The sequence below is a fragment of the Burkholderia sp. KJ006 genome, from assembly GCF_000262695.1.
GTDB lineage: Bacteria > Pseudomonadota > Gammaproteobacteria > Burkholderiales > Burkholderiaceae > Burkholderia > Burkholderia vietnamiensis.
Genome location: NC_017920.1, coordinates 2,561,908 through 2,579,982 on the forward strand (window position 1 = coordinate 2,561,908; position 18,075 = coordinate 2,579,982).

An 18,075-nucleotide genomic window follows, 5' to 3' on the forward strand; every position below is an offset into this window, starting at 1 on the left:
CGCGCGATCGCCGGCTTGCGCGCGACGTCGCCACGCCGAGCGGCCGCGCAAAAAGAAAACGCCACGGACCTTGGTCCGTGGCGTTGTCGCCTGCGCGGGCAACGGCGTACGGGCGCGTTGCCCCCGTACGCCGCCGCGCCTACCCGTTCGTCGCCGCGGCGGATGCCGGCGCCGGCGCGGCCGCCTTGTCGTAGCCTTCCGTCACGTCCGGCGCGCGCGGCGTCTCGCCGGCGTGCTGAATCCAGCCGCCGCCCAGCGCACGGTACAGATCGACGAGGTTGGTCCAGCGCGCGAGGCGCGCGCTGATCAGCGACTGCTGCGCGGAATACAGATCCGTCTGCGCGGTCAGCACCGACAGATAGCTGTCGACACCGTTCTTGTAACGCAGGTCCGACAGATCGAAGCGACGCTGCTGCGCGTGCTCGTTGCGCTCGAGCGCGGCGATCTGCAAGTCGTACGTGCCGCGCGCGGCGAGGCCGTCCGACACCTCGCGGAACGCCGACTGGATCGCCTTCTCGTAGTTCGCGATCTCGATGCGCTTCTGCACGTTCGCGAGGTTCAGGTTCGCGATGTTCTGCCCGCCTTCGAAGATCGGCATCGTCAGCTGCGGCGCGAACGACCATGCCGCCGTGCCGGCCTTGAACAGCCCGCCGAGCGTCGGGCTCGCCGTGCCGAACGCGGCCGTCAGCGAGATGCGCGGGAAGAACGCCGCGCGCGCCGCGCCGATGTTCGCGTTCGCGGCCAGCAGCGTCTGCTCGGCCTGCATCACGTCGGGGCGACGCGTGAGCAGGTCCGACGGCAGGCCCGCCGGCACGTCGGTGAGCAGGTTCTGCGCGTCGAGCGACATGCCGGCCGGCAGATCGTCCGGCAGCGGCTCGCCGATCAGCAGCACCAGCGCATTCACCGCCTGCGCCCGCGCACGCGCCTGCGCCTGCTGGTTCGCGAGCGCCTGCTCGACGACCGTCTGCGCCTGACGCAGATCGAGCTCGGAGCCCGTACCGTTGTCGAACTGCAGCTTGGTCAGGTCGTACGACGCCTGCGCGGTCTTCAGCGTGTTCTCCGTGACCTTCAGCAGGTCCTCGGTCGACAGCAACGTCAGATACTGGTCCGCGACCTGCGACACGAGCGAGATCTCGGTGGCCTGCCGTGCATACGAGGTCGACAGGTACTGCGCGAGCGCCTGGTCCTTCAGGCTCTGCACGCGGCCGAACAGGTCGAGCTCCCAGGACGCGGAAAGCCCGACGCTGTAGGTGCGCGTGATGAGCGGCTGGCGCGTCGTCGACACGCCCGCGGGATAGCGCTGGATGTTGCCGGAGCCGGTGCCGTCGAGGGTCGGGAACAGCCCCGCGCGCGTGATCTGGTACTGCGCGCGCGACGCCTCGATGTTCAGCACCGCGACGCGCAGGTCGCGGTTGTTGTTCAGCGCGATCTCGATCAGCCGCTGCAGGCGCGGATCGGCGAAGAATTCGCGCCAGCCGATGGCGCTCGCCGCCTGGCCGTTGGCGCTGCGCGTGCCGGCCGCAGCGGGCTGCGTCGCGTAGACGCCGCCGGCCGGATACGCCTGCGCGACGGGCGCGTCGGGCCGCGTGTAATGCGGCGCCATCGTGCAGCCCGTGGCAAGCAGCGCGACCGCGATTGCAGTCAAAGCGTGTTTTTGCATCATCACTGTCCCTTGTTGCCTTCGTCGCCGGTGCCCGGCGTCTCTTCGTGGTGCGAGTGCTCCTGAGCCAGACGCAGCGCCTCGTCGGCGTCTTCCTTCTCGCCGCTGAAGATCGCGCGGATCTTCACGAAGAACATCGGGATCGTGAAGATCGCGAGGAACGTCGCGGTGATCATCCCGCCGATCACGCCCGTACCGATCGCGTGCTGGCTCGCCGAACCCGCGCCGTTGCTGATCGCGAGCGGCATCACGCCGAGAATGAACGCGAGCGACGTCATCAGGATCGGACGCAGCCGCAGACGCGCCGCTTCCAGCGCGGCCTCGATCGGCCCCATCTTCTCCGTCATCTGCAGTTCGCGCGCGAATTCGACGATCAGGATCGCGTTCTTCGCCGACAAGCCGACCGTGGTCAGCAGACCGACCTGGAAGAACACGTCGTTCTCGAGGCCGCGCAGCGTCGCCGCCAGCAGTGCGCCGATCACGCCGAGCGGCACCACCATGATCACCGAGAACGGGATCGACCAGCTTTCATACAGCGCCGCGAGACACAGGAACACGACCAGGATCGAGATCGCGTACAGCACCGGCGCCTGCGAGCCCGACTGGATTTCCTGGAACGACAGGCCGGTCCACGAGTAGCCGATACCGACCGGCAGCTTCTTCGCGAGCCCTTCCATCGCGGTCATCGCCTGACCGGTCGACTTGCCCGGCGCGGCCTGACCCTGGATCTCCATCGCCGACACGCCGTTGTAGCGCTCGAGCTTCGGCGAACCGTAGGTCCAGTGACCGGTCGCGAACGCGCTGAACGGCACCATCCCGCCCGAACCGTTGCGCACGTACCAGATGTTCATGTCTTCCGGCGTCATCCGGAACGGCGCGTCGGCCTGCACGTACACCTTCTTGATCCGGCCGTCGGTGTCGAGGAAGTTGTTCACGTACTTCGACGCCCACGCGATCGAGAACGTCTGGTCGATCGCATCGGCCGTCACGCCGAGCGCGTTGGCCTTCTCGCGGTCGATGTCGACCTTGTACTGCGGCGTATCGTTCAGCCCGTTCGGACGCACGCCCTGCAGCGTCGGATCCTTCGCGGCCATCCCGAGCAGCTGGTTGCGGGCGGCCATCAGCGCGTCGTGGCCGAGACCGGCGTTGTCCGTCAGCTCGAAGTCGAAGCCGGCGGCCGTACCGAGTTCCGGAATCGACGGCGGGTTGAACGGGATCACCAGCGCGTCCTTGTAGCTGCCGTAGCGCCCGAACATCCGGCCGATCAGCGCCTGGACCTTCTGGTTCGCGTGCTGACGCTGCGAGTAATCCTTCAGTCGCACGAACACGAGACCGGAGTTCTGGCCGCGGCCGGCGAAGCTGAAGCCGTTGACCGTGAACGCGGACTCGACGATGTCCTTCTCGTCCTTCAGCAGATAGTCGGAAATGTTCGCGAGCGTGCGCGCGGTGGTTTCCTGCGTCGAGCCCGACGGCGTCTGCACGATCACGAACATCAGCCCCTGGTCCTCATCGGGCAGGAACGACTTCGGCAGGCGCACGAACAACAGGCCGACCGCGACGATCACGACCAGATAGATGATGAGCCAGCGGCCCGAGCGCTTGATCACGTGGTGCACGCCGACGTGATACTTGTCGCGGCTGTTGTTGAACGTGCGGTTGAACCAGCCGAAGAAGCCCTTCTTCTCTTCGTGATGGCCCTGCGGGATCGGCTTGAGGATCGTCGCGCACAGCGCCGGCGTCAGAATCAGCGCGACGAGCACGGACAGCACCATCGCGGACACGATCGTCAGCGAGAACTGCCGGTAGATGGCGCCGACCGAACCGCCGGAGAACGCGACCGGCACGAACACCGCCGACAGCACCAGCGCCACGCCGACGAGTGCGCCGGTGATCTGGCCCATCGCCTTGCGGGTCGCCTCCTTCGGCGACAGGCCCTCTTCGGCCATCACGCGCTCGACGTTCTCCACCACCACGATCGCATCGTCGACCAGCAGGCCGATCGCGAGCACGAGGCCGAACATCGACAGCGTGTTGATCGAGAAGCCCACCAGCGACATGATCGCGAACGTGCCGAGCAGCACCACCGGCACGGCGATGGTCGGGATGATCGTCGCGCGCAGGTTCTGCAGGAACAGATACATCACGAGGAACACGAGCACGATGCCTTCGAGCAGCGTCTTGACCACTTCCTCGATCGACAGCTTCACGAACGGCGTCGTGTCGTACGGATACTTGACGACGAGGCCGTGCGGGAAGAACGGTGCGAGCTCGTCGATCTTCGCGCGCACGGCCTTCGCGGTCGCGAGCGCGTTCGCGTTGGTCGCGAGCTGGATACCGAGCGCGGCGGTCGGCTGACCGTTGTACTTGGTGTCGAAGTTGTAGTTCTCGCCGCCGAGGCCGATCTGCGCGACGTCCTTCAGGCGCACCTGCGAGCCGTCCTGGTTGACCTTCAGCAGGATGTTGCCGAACTGCTCGGGCGTCTGCAGCAGCGTCGATTCGGTGATCGTCGCCTGCAGCACGGTGCCGGGCTTGGCCGGCGTGCCGCCGATCTGGCCGCCCGCGATCTGCACGTTCTGCGCGGTGATCGCGCTCGACACGTCGACCGGCGTGAGGCCGTAGTTCGTCAGGCGGTTCGGATCGAGCCAGATCCGCATCGCGTACTGCGAGCCGAACAGCGTGACGGTGCCGACGCCGTTCAACCGGCTGATCGGATCCTTCACGTGCGACGCCACGAAGTTCGCGAGGTCGTACTTGCTCATGCTGCCGTCTTCGGAGTTGAACGCGAGCACCAGCAGGAAGCTGCTGCTCGACTTCGTCACCGACAGACCGAGCTGCTGCACGACCTGCGGCAGAACCGGCGTCGCGAGCGACAGCTTGTTCTGCACCTGCACCTGCGCGATGTCGGCGTTGGTGCCCGGCGCGAAGGTCAGCGTGATCGTCGCGTTGCCCGAGTCGTCACTCGTCGACGACATGTACAGGAAGTTGTCGAGGCCGCTCATCTGCTGCTCGATCACCTGCGTCACCGTGTCTTCCACCGTCTTCGCGGAAGCGCCCGGGTAGTTCGCGGTGATCTGGATCGATGGCGGCGCGATCGTCGGATACTGCGCGATCGGCAGCGAGAAGATCGCCGCGACCCCGGCCAGCATCAGGATGATGGCGATCACCCACGCGAAGATCGGGCGATCGATAAAAAACTTTGCCATGAAGCAGGCTCCCTGTTATTGCGCGCTCGACGCAGCGGCGGCGCTGGCCGGCGCGGCGCCCGACGCGGCTGCGGCACCGGAACCGGCGGCGGCCGGCGCGGCGGATGCGGCTGCACCCGATGCGGCATCGGCTGCCGGCAGCTGCGCGGCGACCGTCTTCACCGTCGTGCCCGGACGCGCCTTGTCGCCGCCCTGGACGATCACGCGGTCGCCCGCGTTCAGCCCGCCTTCGACGATCCAGTTCTGACCGTTCATGCCGGTCGTCTTCAGCGGACGCGGCTCGACCTTGTTGCTCGCGTTCACCACCATCGCGATCGCCTGGCCCTTCTGGTCGTGCGTGACGCCGATCTGCGGCACCAGGAACGCGTTCTCGTTCACGCCTTCCTCGATGCGGGCGCGCACGAACATGCCCGGCAGCAGCACGCGGTTCGGGTTCGGGAACACCGCGCGGATCGTGACCGAGCCGGTCGTCTGGTCGACCGTCACGTCGGAGAACTGCAGCTTGCCGGGCACCGGGTAGGTCTTGCCGTCCTCGAGGATCAGCGACACCTTCGCCGCGCCGGGGCCGCTCGTCTTCAGGCGGCCGCTCTGCACGTCCTGGCGCAGCTTCAGCCCCTCGAGGCTCGATTGCGTCAGGTCGACGTAGACCGGATCGAGCTGCTGCACCGTCGACATCAGCGTCGCCTGGCTCGCCTGCACGTAAGCGCCCGGCGTCACCTGCGAGATGCCGACGCGGCCGCTGATCGGCGACACGACGTCCGTATAGCCGAGGTTGATCTGCGCGGTTTCGACCGCTGCCTTGCCGGCTGCGACGTCGGCCGCGGCCTGGCCCTGCGTGGCCACCGCGTTGTCGTAGTCCTGCTTGCTGACCGCGTTGGCGGCCACCAGCACCTTGTAGCGCGCGACCAGCGCGTTCTGCGTGACGAGGTTCGCCTGCGCCTTCGCGAGCGTCGCCTTCGCGCTGTTCAGTTGCGCGAGGTACGGCGCCGGATCGATCTTGTAGAGGCGCTGGCCGGCCTTGACGTCGCTGCCTTCGACGAATTCACGGCGCAGCACGATGCCGTCGACCCGCGCGCGGACCTGCGCGACGAGGAACGCACTGGTGCGGCCCGGCAGTTCGGTGTAGATCGGTACGGCTTGCGGTTGGACGGTGACGACGCCGACTTCCGGCGTTTGCGGCGGCGGTGCCGATTCTTTTTTCCCGCACGCGGCCAGGAAAACGGCGGCCGTCGCGACAGTGAGTAAGCGGTATGGAACCCGTTCGACGCGCATGGAGCGACCTCTGTGTATAACCATTGGAATGAGTGCGGCGCCCGGACCGAGCGTCACACGGATGCGCCTTGCGGCGCTGATCGAACACCTGAATTACGGGACTACTGGACTACTGGATACGGTACGTCGGCACGAGGCTTCCGGGCCGACGCGATGCCGCAATGCGGCCTGGTACTTTGGCGGGAATCAGCAGAGTGGGATATTAACTGATTGCCCCTTGGGTCATTCGATCGTAGGGTGGTATTGTATATACATTCACGGATGTATGTAAAAAAGCCCCTACGCTCGTCACGCATGCTGAGTCTTACGAAACATTACGAATTGTGAGCATGGCGGCCGCAGCAGCGGCGACGGGGGCGCAGCCCCCTATTCACACCTACGATCGATCCATTCAGGCCTGCACATGGTCAGACGCACCAAGGAGGAGGCACTCGAGACGCGCAACCGCATTCTCGACGCCGCCGAACACGTGTTCTTCGAGAAAGGCGTGTCGCACACGTCGCTCGCGGACATCGCCCAGCACGCCGGCGTCACGCGCGGCGCGATCTACTGGCATTTCGCCAACAAGAGCGAGTTGTTCGACGCGATGTTCGACCGCGTGTTCCTGCCGATCGACGAGCTGAAGCGGATGCCGCCCGATGCGCCGGGCGCCGATCCGCTGGAAAAGATCCGCAAGATCCTGATCTGGTGCCTGCTGGGCGTGCAGCGCGACCCGCAGTTGCGGCGCGTGTTCAGCATCCTGTTCATGAAGTGCGAATACGTGGCCGACCTGGAGCCCCTGCTGCAGCGCAATCGCGCGGGCATGAGCGAGGCGCTGCACGCGCTCGACGCCGATCTCGCGCTCGCCGTGCAGCTCAAGCTGCTGCCCGAGCGGCTCGACACGTGGCGCGCGACGCTGATGCTGCATACGCTCGTCAGCGGCTTCGTGCGCGACATGCTGATGCTCCCCGACGAGATCGACGCCGAACAGCACGCGGAGCAGCTGGTCGACGGCTGCTTCGACATGATGCGTTATAGCCCGGCGATGCTGAAGACGGGGGGATGACGGGGCGCGCGGAGACCGCGCGGTTCATCGCCCCATCGCGATCTGCGACTGAATCGATCGCGAGCGCATACCGGCGCACCGCGCCGTCCGATCGACTTTTCAACTACCTCATCCGCTCAGGCCGCCTGCGCGCGCCGCGCCCGCGCCCGCCGGTTCGACGCCGCCACCGAATCGCGCGCAGGCATCGCCGCGCCGCCGAGGCCCGCGATCCACGCGTCGGTCGACATCACCGCCGCGAAATTCGACTGGAACACGACCGTGTACGCACGGTGTATCTCCTCGGCGCTCGCCGCCCCCGCTTCGTTCTCGTACGGCAACGCGCCGGTCGCATCGGCGAGGTACTCGACGCCGAGCCCCGCGTGCGCCGCGTGCAGGACGGTCGCCGCATTGCAGTTGTGCGTCATGTAGCCGACGACCGCCAGCGTGTCGATGCCGCGCGCGTCGAGCCATGCGGCGAGGTCGGTCGCGGCGAACGCGCTGGCCTGCGCCTTCACGATCAGATGCGCATACGGACGCTCGGCCACGACCGGGTGAAGCGCGACGCCGTCGGTGCCGGGCGCGAAGATCGGCGCGCCGGCCGGCGCGACGTGCTGGACCACGATCACCGGCACGCCGGCCGCATGCGCGGCGTCGATCGCCCGGCCGATGTTCTGCAGCGACACGTCGAGCGGCGGATACTCGATCGGCAGATTGCCGCTCACGTATTCGTTCTGCACGTCGATCACGATGAGGGCACGGCGGGAAACGACTGACGACGGGGACGACGGCGTGGCGTTCGACATGGGAAGCTCCAAAATCGGCCGCGCCGCGCTGCTCCGGAGCGGAGCGGCCAGCGACGCGATGCGAGGCATTGTCGGGTCGCGCCGCGCGGCCGGACAGTGGCCCGTTTGCCATTCTTCGATAGAATCGGGCCATCGCCATTCCGGAGCCCGTCATGCCCGCCGCCGCGTCGCCCGCCGCCCTCGCCCCGACCGTCGTCGCCGTGATCGCGTACGACGGCATCAGCCCGTTTCACCTGTCGGTGCCGTCCGTCGTGTTCGGCAACGAGCGCGATGCCGGCGCGACGCCCGTATTCGATTTCCGCGTGTGTTCGGCCGAGCGCGGCCCGCTCGCGACCACCGGCGGCTTCACGATCACCGCGCCGCACGGTCTCGACGCGCTCGCCGACGCCGACATCGTCATCGTGCCCGCATGGCGCGACCCCGATGAAGCGCCGCCCGACGTGCTGGTCGACGCCGTCCGCGCGGCAGCCGCGCGCGGCGCGCAGGTCGTCGGGCTGTGTCTGGGCGCGTACGTGCTCGCCGCCGCGGGCCTGCTCGACGAGCGCCCGGCCACCACGCACTGGGCCTGGGCCGACGATTTTGCGCGGCGCTTTCCGCGCGTGAAGCTCGACCCCGACGTGCTGTACGTCGACGACGGCAACCTGATGACGTCGGCCGGCACGGCGGCGGGGCTCGACTGCTGCCTGCACGTCGTGCGGCAACGCTTCGGCGCCGACGCGGCGAACCGGATCGCGCGCCGGCTCGTGATCCCGCCGCATCGCCAGGGCGGCCAGGCGCAATACGTGCCGCAACCGGTCGCCGCGCATCCGCGCGACGCGCGGCTCGCGGAACTGCTCGACTGGGTGCGCGCGCATCTCGACGTCGCGCACAGCGTCGATTCGCTCGCGGCGCGCGTGCTGATGAGCCGGCGCACCTTCACGCGCCGCTTCCGTCAGGCCACGGGGACGACCGTCACGGCGTGGCTGCACGCCGAACGGCTCACCCACGCGCAGCATCTGCTGGAAACCACCGGACAATCGATCGACGCAATCGCGCAGGCGGCCGGCTACGGGTCGAGCGTGTCGTTGCGCCAGCATTTCGCGGGCACGCTCGGCACGTCGCCGTCGGCCTATCGGCGGGAATTTCGCGGCGCGGCGCCCGGCGGGCGGCGGTAGGGCCGATCGCCCAAAAGCGCCGCGGCTGCGGACACGGTTTCGCCGGGGTTAGGTTCGTCGATCGTCAGCCGCCCTGCGTGCACGGTGAAGCCCGGCACACCGAGCCACAGCAGCAGTGTCGTGCCGCGGCGGCCGATGCTCGCCGCATCGTGCAGCGCGAGGATCGGCGCGGGATCGACGATGACGATGTCGTAGCGCCGCGCCGCGGCGTCGAGCACCGTCTTGAAGCGGCCGTCGTTGAACGGCGCGGACGTGCATATGACGGAGGGGAAAAGTCGCGGTCATCGCGCGGCCTGAGCGCCGGGCTGCCGGCGCGCAGCCCACGCTCCCTGCGACGCAACGGCTCAGGCGCCGTTGATCCAGCGCGCCGCGTACAACAGCACCGCAACGAACAGGATGATCGCGGCCCACGCCCACAAGGGCAGCGGCCCCGATGCGCGCGGTTGCACCGCACTGGCCGCGCGGCCGCTCAGCGCGCCGCCGAGATGCGGCAGCGGCCGCTTCGCGGCGGCCATCAGCGACGCGGGCCGCAGGAACACATGCTGGCGACGCGGCGCGCTCGACGCCGCACGGTTCGGCACGAGGCCATGCTTGGCCTGCACGACCGCACCGAATTCGCGGAAGAAATCGTCGGTCCACTGGTGCAGCGCGCGCTCGATCTGCCGGCCCGGCAGCTCGGCGAGCGGCCCGCTGGCGGTCGCCCACACCACGTAGTCGATCTGCGTCGTGGTTGCGTCGTCGCCCGGCAGCAGCGCGAGCTCGACCTGCCCGCGCAGCGCGCCGAGTCCATCGGCCCGCGCCTTGAAGCTGATCACGCGCCGCGCGTCGTCCTGCTCGCTGGCCGAATGCGCGCGCACGTCGTAGCGCGCGCGCAGCGGGCCGAGCGGCACCGTGATCGTCAGCGCGAACTCGCCGTGCGCGAGCTTCGCGAACGATTCGCAATGGTCGAAGCTCGCGCGCAGCAACGCGAGATCCTCGAGCGCGTCCCGCACGACCGCCGGCGCGAGCGGAACGCGTAACGTGTCGTTCAGTTCCATGATGCCTCCCCGATGACCACACGTCGCATCAGGACGTCTCGACGAGACTGTCGATCCGTGCGACATCGAAGGCGACGTAGTGCGCGAGCGCGAACGCCGTCTCCCCTGGTTCCTCGTAACTCCATGCGGCGCTGCGGATCACGCCGTCTTCTGTCTGCAGATCGAAATACACGGCCAGGCCGCGCAGCGGGCAGGCCGTCGTGACGCTCGACTTCACCAGCCGATGCATGTTGACGTCGCCGCGCGGCAGGTAATGGGTGTCCGGCGCACCGGTCTCGCGCACCGTCAGCGCGCCGAGCGAATCGGCATAGGTGATGCCGCGGTGAATCACGCGCACGCGATGGCGGTTCGGCACGATTTCGAGGCGACGGTCGGCGGCATCGGACATCGTTGTTCCTCCGGGCGGCCGCGGCATCGAGGCCGGGCGCAGGAAACGAAAAAGCCACGGCACGCGGCCGTGGCTTTCATTATCGGCGAAACTCGGTCCGATTGCGCGCCCCGCGACGGGGCCGCCGCGCTACTGCGCGCTCCACTGGAACGCCGCCTTCGTGCCGCCCTTCGCGCCCACCGTGACCGCGCGCGATTCGTCGCTGCCCTGGTACGACGCATGGACGGTGTAGCGCCCCGGCGGCAGCTTCACCAGCATGTACGGCCCGCGCGCGTCGGTCCTCAGCACCTCGGCGCCCTTCGCGTCGACGATCCGCACATGGACGTCGGCCAGATATTCGCCGCCCTTGCCGGTGAAGCGCAGCGCGAGCGGCCACGCCGATTCGTTGTGCTCGAAGGCCGTCGACTGATCCTTGCCGATGCCGCCCGACACATAGCTGACATCGCCCTGCTGGCTCGCCTCCGGCAAACCGTCCGACTGCGCGTAGGCGCCGGGCGCCGCGACGGCGACGCCCGCGACCAGCGCGACGGCCACCGCGAATCGGGATACGTTGCGTAGATGTTGCATGGCTCTCTCCTTTCGGGTCGGAACACTGCATCACGGGTGCCGACGACGCCGGACGCCCGGCGACGCCCGCCCAGACCGGCCGAGCCGGCCTGAGGCGGCCGCCGGTCAGCTCAGATCGACCGGCACGAAGATCTGTGCATTATCGCGCTGGATCAGCAGAGCAAGACTGTTGCCCGCTCCCTTGACGGCGTCGCGCAATTGCTCGGGGTTCGTGACCGGCCGGCCGTTCACCGCGAGGATCACGTCGCCCGGCTGGATGCCCGCGCTGGCCGCGGGGCCGCCCGCCTGCTGCACCATCAGCCCGTGCGACAGGTTCGTCGCGCTGCGCTCCTGCGGCGTCAGCGGCCGCACCGCGACGCCGAGGCGCCCCTGCTCGACGGGGCCGCCGTCGTTCGACGCCAGCTTCGCATCGGTCATCGCGCCGAGCGTCACGCTGATCGACTTCTTCGACTTGTCGCGCCAGATCTGCAAGTCGGCCTGCGAGCCGGGCTTCAGGCTCGCGATCTGCGCGGGCAGCGACGTCGAATCGGCCACCGGCGAACCGTTGACCGCGAGGATCACGTCGCCCGGTTGCAGGCCGGCCTTCGCGGCCGGGCCGCTCGGATCGACCGAGCTGACCAGCGCGCCGTCCGGCTTCGGCAGCCCGAACGAGCTTGCGAGCGTCTGGTTCAGCCCCTGCACGGCGACGCCGAGGCGGCCGCGGCTCACGTGGCCCGTCTTCACCAGTTCGTCCTTGACCTTGATCGCCTCGTTGATCGGGATCGCGAACGACAGGCCCTGGAAGCCGCCCGTCTGCGAATAGATCATCGAGTTGATGCCGATCACTTCACCCTGCAGGTTGAACAGCGGGCCGCCCGAGTTGCCGGGGTTGACCGGCACGTCGGTCTGGATGAACGGCGTGTAGTTCTCGTCCGGCAGCGCACGCGACTTCGCGCTGATGATGCCCGACGTGACCGTGTTGTCGAAGCCGTACGGCGAACCGATCGCGACGACCCACTGGCCGACCTTGCTGCGCGCCGGGTCGCCGATCTTCACGGTCGGCAGGCCGCTCGCGTCGATCTTCAGCACCGCGACGTCGGACTGCTTGTCGGAGCCGACGACCTTCGCCTTGTACTCGCGCTTGTCGGTCAGCTTGACGGTGACGACGTTCGCGCCGTCGATCACGTGCGCGTTGGTGAGGATGTAGCCGTCGGGGCTGACGATGAACCCGGAGCCGAGGCTCGCGCTCGGCTGGTCGTCCGGCTGCGCGTCGCCGCCCATGCCCGGCACCTGGCCGTAGAAGTGCTTGAAGAACTGGTAGAACGGGTCGCTCGGATCCATCGGCAGCTGCGGCTGCTGCACGCGGCGCGACACCTGCTTGACCACGTGCTTCGCGCTGATGTTCACGACCGCCGGGCCGTAGGTTTCGACCAGCCCGGAGAAATCGGGAATGCCGGTCTTGGCCGCGGCCTCGGCCGGCATCAGCGCGGCGGCCTGCGCGGGCGTGATGATCTGCGGATCGGCATGGCGGGTGCCCGCGACGTAGCCGGCGGACAGCGCAGCAGCGACGGCGACCGCAACGGCGCCACGCGCAAGGAATCGGGTGTTCATCGTGAGACCTCCTCGTTGTTAGGTCGCAGCGTAACGACCCTGACTTAAAGGAGGCTTAATCGCCCTTAAGCGGGGCTTAAGCAGCCCCGCGCGAGAACGGTTACGCAGATGCCGACCGTGCCTGCGCCCCCGTGTCGGCCTCGCGGAACACGACGCTCACGAGCAGGCCGCCGGCGGCTGCATCGCCGAGCGACACCGTCGCGCGCTGCTGCGCCGCGACGCGCTTGACGATCGCGAGCCCGAGCCCGCTGCCCGACACGTCCGCCCGCGCGCGCGCCGAGCTGTCGCGATAGAAGCGGTCGAACACGCGCTCGCGCTCGTCGGCCGGGATGCCGGGGCCGCTGTCGGCGATCTGCACGCATGCGCGGCCGGCCGCGTCGTGCGTCAGCGACACGTCGATGCGCCCGCCGTCGGGCGTGTACTTCACCGCGTTGTCGAGCAGGTTGCCGAACATCACGCGCAATGCGCCGACGTCCGCGACGACGGTCGCCGCGCACGCCTCCTCGAAGCCGAGGTCGATGCCGCGCCGCTGCGCGAGCGGCGCGTGCGCGGCCACGCATTCGGCCAGCAGCGCGTGCAGGTCGATCGGCTCGCGCACCGACGCGCCGTCGGGCTCGGCGCGGGCGAGCGCGAGCAGCTGTTCGGTCAGGCGCGTCGCGCGCGTGACGCCGTCCTGCAGATCGGCGACCGCCTCGCGGCGCGCCGCGTCGTCCTTCGCGCGCGCGACGAGCTGCGCCTGGATCTGCACGGCGGCGAGCGGTGTGCGCAGCTCGTGCGCGGCATCGGCGACGAACGCCTTCTGCGTGTCGAGCGCGGCCGACAGCCGCGCGAGCAGCCCGTTCAGCGCGCGCACCAGCGGCTGCACCTCGAGCGGCAGCCCCGCGTCGGGCAGCGGATCGAGCGCTTCCGGGCGGCGCGCCTCCACCGCGCGCGTCACGCGGCCGAGCGGCGCGAGGCCGCGCCCGACGATCATCCAGACCGCCGCACCGAGGAACGGCAACAGCACGATCAGCGGCCACAGCGTGCGCAGCGCGACGTTCGCGGCGAGCCGGTTGCGCACCGACAGCGGCTGCGCGAGCTGCACGACGTTGTCGCCGACGATCGCGCCGTACACGCGCCATTCGCCGCGATCGGTGCGCTCGGTCGAGAAGCCGAGCTCCGCGCGCGGCGCGATCGGCGCGCGCGGATGCGAGAAGTACATCAGCACGCCGTTGCGATTCCAGATCTGGATCACGATGCCTTCATCGCCGTTGGTGCGCGAGCCGAACACCTGCGAGAACGGTTCGGACGGCAGCGCCGCCGCGATTTCCTGCAGCTGGTAGTCGAACAGCTCGTTCGCTTCGGCGAGCGCCTGCCGGTAGATCAGCCAGCCGGCACTGCCCACGCCCGCGACGACGATCGCGAGCAGCCAGATCAGCAATTGATGACGAATCGACCTCACGCGTCAGCTTTCCTTGACGACCATGTAGCCGAGGCCGCGCACGTTGCGGATCAGGTCCGAACCGAGCTTCTTGCGCAACGCATGGATGTAGACCTCGACCGTGTTGCTGCCGATCTCTTCGCCCCAGCCGTACATCTTCTCCTCGAGCTGGCTTTTCGACAGCACCGCGCCGGGCCGCACGAGCAGCGCCTCGAGCAGCGCGAATTCCCGCGCGGACAGCGCGACGGGCGCGCCGTCGAGCGTCACCTGGTGAGACGCCGGATCGAGCGTGAGCGGGCCATGGCGAATCAGCGATTCGCTGCGGCCGGCCTGGCGGCGGATCAGCGCGCGCATGCGCGCGCCGAGTTCGTCGAGATCGAACGGCTTGACGAGGTAGTCGTCGGCGCCCGCGTCGAGGCCCTTCACGCGATCGGCGACCGCATCGCGCGCGGTGACGATCAGCACCGGCAGCGCCAGGCCGCGCGCGCGCAGCGTGCGCAGCACGTCGATGCCGTCGCGCTTGGGCAGGCCCAGGTCGAGCAGCAGCAGGTCGTACGTCTCGCCGCCGAGCGCCGTGAGCGCCGCGTCGCCGTCCTGCACCCAGTCGACCGCGAAGCCGTCGGCGCGCAGCGCCTTGCGCACGCCGTCGGCGATCATGCGGTCGTCTTCAACAAGCAGAATGCGCATCGGAACCGGAACCCATGGGACGAGTGAAACATGGCGACCATTGTAGCGCCGCGGCTCGCTTGCGCCGTCTGCAATGCAACAGTAAGGCGACACGCGTGTGGCGCATGCGCACTTGTCTCTACAATGTGCGCTCCGGCGCCGCGCGCCCCTGCTCGAAGCCTCGTGTCTTTCCCGTATTCGCCCATGCCGATTTCCGCTCTGTCCGCCCGGTTCGTCAGCCGCACCCGTCTGTGTGCGCGCACGGCCGCCGTCGTCGCCGCCTGCACCGCGCTTGCGTTCGCGCCGCCCGCGCATGCCCGCAAGAAACTCCACAAGGACGCACGCAAGACCGTCGTCGTGTCGCCCGCCGCGCGCGCGGCCGGCCTGCCGGCGTCCGTGCTGGTCGCGCTGCAGCGCGCGAACGTGCCGGCATCCGCGATCAGCGTCGTCGTCGAGCGCGTCGGCGACCCCGAGCCGCTGATCGCATGGAACGGCAGCCGGCCGATGCTGCCGGCGTCGACGATGAAGCTGGTCACGACGTTCTCCGGCCTGTCGATCCTCGGCCCCGACTACCGCTGGCGCACTACCGCGTACGCGGACGGTCCGATCGACCCGGACGGCACGCTGCAGGGCAACCTGTACATCAAGGGCACCGGCGACCCGAAGCTCGTGCCCGAAGAGCTGATCGACCTCGTCGACAAGATCCGCAAGGCCGGCGTGCGGCGCGTGGCCGGCCGCCTCGTGCTCGACAAGAGCTATTTCGCGGCGTCGACGCGCGACCTGCCGTCGTTCGACGACGACGTGAGCGCGCCGTACAACGTCGGCCCCGATCCGCTGCTGTACGCGTTCAAGGCCGTATCGTTCACGGTCACGCCGGGCGACGACGGCAAGGTGGCCGTCGACGTGCTGCCGCCGCTCGCGAACCTGTCGATCGACAACCAGCTCGTCGAAGGCGGCGGATCGTGCGGCGCGGCGGCCGCGGCCGCACGCCCGACGCTGTCGGGCGCGGGCACGGCCGGCGGGATCATGACCGCGTCGTTCTCCGGCGACTATCCGCTGCGCTGCGGCGCGCACACGACCAATCTCGCGATCCTCGACCACACGGCGTTCTTCGCGCGCGGCTTCCTCGCGCTGTGGCAGCAGGACGGCGGCACGATCGCGGGCCCGGTCGACGAAGGCAAGGTGCCGAACACCGCGCGGCCGCTCGCCGTGCACCACAGCCCCGTGCTCGGCAGCATCGTGTACGACATCAACAAGTTCAGCAACAACGTGATGGCGCGCAACCTGTTCCTCACGATCGGCGCGGTGGCCGGCAAGCCGCCCGCGACGCCCGAGCAGTCGAGCCGTGCGATTCACGCGTTCCTGCAGAGGAGCGGAATCGCGATGCCCGAGCTGGAACTGGAGAACGGCTCGGGGCTGTCGCGCGACGAGCACGTGAGCGCGCTGTCGCTCGCCGCGCTGCTGCAGGCCGCGAACGCGAGCCCGGTCGCGCAGACGTTCATCGATTCGCTGCCGATCGCCGGCATCGACGGCACGATGAAGAACCGGCTCACCAACGCGGGCGTGCTCGGCAATGCCCACATCAAGACCGGCACGCTGCGCGACGTGCGCGCGATTGCCGGCTACGTCGCGGGCGCCGACGGACAGAGCTACGTCGTCGTGAGCTTCATCAACGACGAGCACGCGGAAGCCGCGCGCGCCGCGCACGATACGCTGCTCGAATGGATCTACGCGGGCGCGCATTGACGGTGTCATGCGGGGCGGTGCTGTAGCTTGGGTTCGGTTGAGCTGCGGCCTGCTCCGTTGATCCGTTGCTCGGCCTGCGGCGCTGCATGGGCGGCTGGCGGCATGTGGTGTCAGCCGGCGGCTACCGATGGCTGCCGGTGTCCTCTTTCTGCTACCTGAGTGCTCCCTCTGACGCGTGCTTCGTGCTGCCTGCTGTTGCCTACCGGCGCCCGCTGCACGCGCTAGTGCCGCACTAGCCGCCACGTACGAAAGCGCGCTGCGACACGCCTCACCCTCGCCCGCCAATAACCCCATCCCGCATCCTCCGCGCGACCGTCGAAAGCACCGGCCGCGGTTTGAAACGGCCACGGCCACAGGCACGCCGCGCACCGCCCGCACGCCATGCCGGCAAAACGGTGCCACACCGCCCGGCCCCGTGCGACGCGGCTTCCGTAGAAACCCTGTCCTCTGAGGGAACCCTCTACGCTGCCCCCTCGCCTAGCGCGTGGCGATTGCGTAGGCTGTTGGCCTGACGATATCTACAACGGGCCACGTGCCCGGCCTGACGGCCTGCAGGGGAAAGGAGGAGACACGCCCATGCGATTCGACGTCGAATTGCTTCTGCTCGCGCTGGCGCCCGTCTTCCTGCTGTGCATCGCGTGGGAAGCCTGGCACCTCGCCCGCACGCGCGCACAGGACCACGTCTATGCGTGGCGCGACACGCTGTGCAACGCGGCGCTCGCGCTGATGCACCAGGGCGCCGACAAGCTCGCATGGTTGTTCGTGATCCCCGTTTATGCGTACTGCTACGCACATTTCCGGCTGTTCACCTGGCACGACGGCTGGCTGTCGTTCGCCGTGCTGTTCGTCGGCCAGGACTTCCTCTACTACGTGTTCCATCGCGCGAGCCACCGCGTGCGCTGGCTGTGGGCCGCGCACGTCGTGCATCACTCGTCCGAACGGATGAACTTCTCGACCGCGTTCCGCCAGAGCCTGATGTATCCGGTCGCGGGCATGTGGGTGTTCTGGCTGCCGCTCGCGTTCGTCGGCTTTCCGCCGCAGCAGATCGTCGGCATCGTGCTGATCAACCTCGCGTTCCAGTTCTTCGTCCATACGCAGGCGATCGGCAAGCTCGGCTGGCTCGAATACGTGCTGAACACGCCGTCGATCCATCGCGCGCACCACGCGCGCAACCCGCGCTACATCGACCGCAATTACGCAGGTGTGCTGGTGATCTGGGATCGCCTGTTCGGCAGCTACGTCGACGAATCGGCCGACGATCCGCCGCAATACGGAATCGTCGAGCCGCTCGGCTCGAACAACCCGCTCGTCGCGACGTTTCACGAGTGGGTGTCGATGGCGGCCGACGCGTTGCGCGTACACGGATGGCGCAACCGGCTGCGCGCGATTTTCGGCCCGCCCGAATGGGCGAGCGCTTATCATGCGCAGATCGCCGAGGCCGCAAACCATGATCCGCGCACCGTGCCGCTTGCGGCCGTGCGCGACCAATAAACCGCTTCAGCCAACGGCCGCCGTGCCGCCCGAACCTGAGCGGGCACACGGCAG

At 68.7% G+C, this 18,075-nt stretch carries 15 protein-coding genes; 4 read left to right on the forward strand and 11 right to left on the reverse strand.

The genetic code is table 11. The annotated features are described in order from the left end of the window. Positions 1-139: 139 nt before the first annotated feature. Genes MYA_RS11560 through MYA_RS11570 form a run of 3 tightly spaced genes read right to left on the reverse strand, consistent with a single transcriptional unit; the run spans position 140 to position 6,135 of the window. Positions 140-1,663, reverse strand: coding sequence for an efflux transporter outer membrane subunit (locus tag MYA_RS11560; RefSeq protein WP_011885888.1), 1,524 nt, complete (start codon positions 1,661-1,663; stop codon positions 140-142). Then, positions 1,663-4,863 (reverse strand): efflux RND transporter permease BpeB, encoded by a 3,201-nt coding sequence (gene bpeB, locus MYA_RS11565; protein WP_014723557.1) that lies wholly within the window; start codon positions 4,861-4,863, stop codon positions 1,663-1,665. The genes MYA_RS11560 and bpeB overlap by 1 nt, the downstream gene beginning before the upstream one ends. A gap of 15 nt (positions 4,864-4,878) precedes the next feature. Continuing rightward, the gene (locus tag MYA_RS11570) at positions 4,879-6,135 is read right to left on the reverse strand and encodes an efflux RND transporter periplasmic adaptor subunit (RefSeq protein WP_011885890.1); all 1,257 of its coding nucleotides are present in this window, start codon (positions 6,133-6,135) and stop codon (positions 4,879-4,881) included. A 403-nt stretch (positions 6,136-6,538) separates the two neighbouring features. Between MYA_RS11570 and MYA_RS11575 the strand changes: the two genes are divergently transcribed. Next, a complete protein-coding gene (locus tag MYA_RS11575) occupies positions 6,539-7,180 on the forward strand; it encodes a TetR family transcriptional regulator (RefSeq protein WP_011885891.1) in 642 nt (213 codons plus the stop codon). 116 nt (positions 7,181-7,296) lie between these two features. On the opposite strand, the gene MYA_RS11580 is transcribed toward MYA_RS11575, so the two are convergent. After that, positions 7,297-7,962, reverse strand: coding sequence for a cysteine hydrolase family protein (locus tag MYA_RS11580; protein WP_014723558.1), 666 nt, complete (start codon positions 7,960-7,962; stop codon positions 7,297-7,299). Positions 7,963-8,114: 152 nt separating this feature from the next. Here MYA_RS11580 and MYA_RS11585 point away from each other — a divergent pair, with 152 nt between their 5' ends. Further along, a complete protein-coding gene (locus MYA_RS11585; protein ID WP_014723559.1) occupies positions 8,115-9,116 on the forward strand; it encodes a helix-turn-helix domain-containing protein in 1,002 nt (333 codons plus the stop codon). Here the strand turns inward: MYA_RS11585 and MYA_RS11590 are convergent. The 7 genes from MYA_RS11590 to MYA_RS11620 all read right to left on the reverse strand — a co-directional run bounded on the left by MYA_RS11590 (position 9,071) and on the right by MYA_RS11620 (position 14,805). Beyond that, positions 9,071-9,334, reverse strand: coding sequence for a tyrosine-protein kinase Wzc (locus MYA_RS11590; RefSeq protein ID WP_014723560.1), 264 nt, complete (start codon positions 9,332-9,334; stop codon positions 9,071-9,073). The genes MYA_RS11585 and MYA_RS11590 overlap by 46 nt on opposite strands. A gap of 126 nt (positions 9,335-9,460) precedes the next feature. Further along, positions 9,461-10,153, reverse strand: a complete 693-nt coding sequence (locus MYA_RS11595) for a CoxG family protein (RefSeq protein WP_014723561.1) — start codon at positions 10,151-10,153, stop codon at positions 9,461-9,463. A gap of 28 nt (positions 10,154-10,181) precedes the next feature. Then, positions 10,182-10,541 (reverse strand): DUF427 domain-containing protein, encoded by a 360-nt coding sequence (locus MYA_RS11600; protein ID WP_011885896.1) that lies wholly within the window; start codon positions 10,539-10,541, stop codon positions 10,182-10,184. A gap of 129 nt (positions 10,542-10,670) precedes the next feature. Further along, positions 10,671-11,108 (reverse strand): carboxypeptidase-like regulatory domain-containing protein, encoded by a 438-nt coding sequence (locus MYA_RS11605; RefSeq protein WP_014723562.1) that lies wholly within the window; start codon positions 11,106-11,108, stop codon positions 10,671-10,673. Between the two features lie 105 nt (positions 11,109-11,213). Next, complete coding sequence (locus tag MYA_RS11610) at positions 11,214-12,698, reverse strand: DegQ family serine endoprotease (RefSeq protein WP_011885898.1); 1,485 nt, start codon at positions 12,696-12,698, stop codon at positions 11,214-11,216. A 100-nt stretch (positions 12,699-12,798) separates the two neighbouring features. Continuing rightward, a complete protein-coding gene (locus MYA_RS11615; RefSeq protein ID WP_014723563.1) occupies positions 12,799-14,139 on the reverse strand; it encodes an ATP-binding protein in 1,341 nt (446 codons plus the stop codon). Between the two features lie 3 nt (positions 14,140-14,142). Next, complete coding sequence (locus MYA_RS11620) at positions 14,143-14,805, reverse strand: response regulator (protein ID WP_011885900.1); 663 nt, start codon at positions 14,803-14,805, stop codon at positions 14,143-14,145. Between the two features lie 183 nt (positions 14,806-14,988). On the opposite strand from MYA_RS11620, the gene dacB reads away from it, so the two are divergent. Together dacB and MYA_RS11630 are read left to right on the forward strand one after the other, a co-directional pair. Further along, on the forward strand, positions 14,989-16,530 hold the full coding sequence (dacB, locus tag MYA_RS11625) for a D-alanyl-D-alanine carboxypeptidase/D-alanyl-D-alanine endopeptidase (RefSeq protein ID WP_011885901.1): 1,542 nt from the start codon (positions 14,989-14,991) through the stop codon (positions 16,528-16,530). Between the two features lie 576 nt (positions 16,531-17,106). Further along, on the forward strand, positions 17,107-18,021 hold the full coding sequence (locus tag MYA_RS11630) for a sterol desaturase family protein (RefSeq protein ID WP_011885902.1): 915 nt from the start codon (positions 17,107-17,109) through the stop codon (positions 18,019-18,021). Positions 18,022-18,075 lie beyond the last annotated feature (54 nt).